This is a genomic window from Amycolatopsis sp. NPDC003676 (assembly GCF_053587275.1).
Window position 1 is genome coordinate 1 of record NZ_JBSFNS010000260.1, and the last position, 1,742, is coordinate 1,742.

The 1,742-nt window shown below is 68.0% G+C and carries 3 protein-coding genes; 2 read left to right on the forward strand and 1 reads right to left on the reverse strand.

Annotated features, from left to right (window positions below; translation table 11 throughout):
• Window positions 1–560, reverse strand: a 560-nt coding sequence (locus tag ACWDNU_RS45460; protein WP_449673398.1) for a serine hydrolase domain-containing protein, incomplete at its 3' end; no start/stop codon positions are given.
• Between the two features lie 169 nt (window positions 561–729).
• Between ACWDNU_RS45460 and ACWDNU_RS45465 the strand changes: the two genes are divergently transcribed.
• Window positions 730–1,077: a DoxX family protein gene (locus tag ACWDNU_RS45465; RefSeq protein ID WP_355274041.1), complete on the forward strand. Its 348-nt coding sequence runs from the start codon at window positions 730–732 to the stop codon at window positions 1,075–1,077.
• Window positions 1,078–1,243: 166 nt separating this feature from the next.
• Window positions 1,244–1,579: an RpnC/YadD family protein gene (locus ACWDNU_RS45470; protein WP_355274038.1), complete on the forward strand. Its 336-nt coding sequence runs from the start codon at window positions 1,244–1,246 to the stop codon at window positions 1,577–1,579.
• Window positions 1,580–1,742 lie beyond the last annotated feature (163 nt).

A 1,742-nucleotide genomic window follows, 5' to 3' on the forward strand; every position in this document is an offset into this window, starting at 1 on the left:
GCGAGGGCGATCTCCTCCGCTGGAGTGAAGGTACGCCCGAGCCGCGCCGCCGCCGTGTGCTCGTCCACCCCCAGGGCCTCGATCGGCTCGGGCAGCCCGCTCCGATGCCCCAGGATCTGCCGGACCGTGATGACGCGACCGTCGATGCCGTCCCCGGTGAGCAGCCCGGGGAGGTACATATCGACCGGTCGATCGAGCTCGACCTTGCCCTCGGCCACCAGTTGCAGCACGACCGCTGCGGTGAAGGTCTTGGTGATACTGCCGACCCGGACATGCTGCGGCGGATCGGTGGGCATCGGCGTCGTGAGGTCGGTCGTGCCCGCGGCCAGGACGATGGTGCCGTTGTCGGTGAGCGTCGCGAGCGCGCCGACAGCGCCGGAGCCGATCAGCCCATCGAGATCCGCCTGCACGGTGTCCGCGCGGGTGGCGACCCCTGAGGGCAGCGGTTCCGCCGCACCGGTCGTGCAGGACGACAGCAGCACGGCGGTTGTGCAGATCGCGAGAGCAAGAACTCGGGTACGCATGATCCGACGGTAGAAATCGCCGACCGCCACGCGCATCGGTCTGCGGTACTGCCACCGCCTCGGACCGGAGTACGGGCCCCGACCGACGAATCACCAGATGACACCCCAGGATTCGGCGATCGACCCCGCGATGTCACACCCACCCCGGCTACGTCGTCACCTCGGTAGACGCCGCGAACAACGCGGCTGCCGAAGGAGGCTCCCCATGCACACCGCGTACATCATCGTCACCGTCATCGCCGCCCTCTGGGTCGGCTTCTCGGCCTTCTCGCTCCTGCGCCGAGCCCCCTTCGTCGTCGACCCCCTGATCGAATACGGCGTCCCCCAAACCTGGTGGACGCCCCTCGGCCTCGCCAAAGCCGCAGGCGCCCTCGGCCTGCTCCTCGGCCTCTGGATCCCCGCCCTCGGCATCACCGCCGCCATCGCCCTCATCCTCTACTTCCTCGGCGCGGTCATCACGGTCCTCCGCGCCCGCTCGTACAAAACCGTCGCCTTCCCCCTGCTCTACCTCCTCCCGGTCGCGGTAGCCCTGGGCCTCGGCGCCGCCGCCTGACTGACCCGTCCCTGGGATCCGGAGCGCCGGATCCCAGGTGGTCTCTCGTATCTGGTTGGCGCATAGTCGATTTGAGTGATTCGTATAGGCATCACCGGCGGCGTAGGTTCGCTCGCATGGTCTCGCCGCCGTCGAATTTCTCGAGCTGGTCGAGGACCTACGCGCCATGGAAGCCGATCCCACCGTCGACCTCCGCCCGACATTCAGCTATATCCTGATCGTGGGCGATACGCCCGAACAAGACCTGGATCCGGTGATCGAACAGCTCGGTCCGCGCGCCAAGGAGGCGATCATGACGACAGCTGAGCGCCTGCGCGCCGAGGGCGAGGCTCGTGGTGAAGCGCGGGGCAGAGCCGAGATCTTGGTCGAGCAGCTGATCGAGAAGTTCGGCACTGTGCCCGCCGAGCTGTCGGCACGGGTCCGGACGGCGGATCTGGATCGGTTGCGTCTGTGGGCACGCCGAGTACTCACCGCCGACACCCTCGACGAAGTCTTCACCTGACCGGCACGCGTCGGGTGTGGCCACGCCCCACCTCGGTTTCGCCGCTTCCATAGCCCAGATTCCGCTACGTGGCCGCAGCCCCCGGCCGCGGCCACGCCTCGCCTTCACCTGGGTAAACGAAGCGCCGGATCACCGGTTGGTTACATCGCGCAATCACCCGATC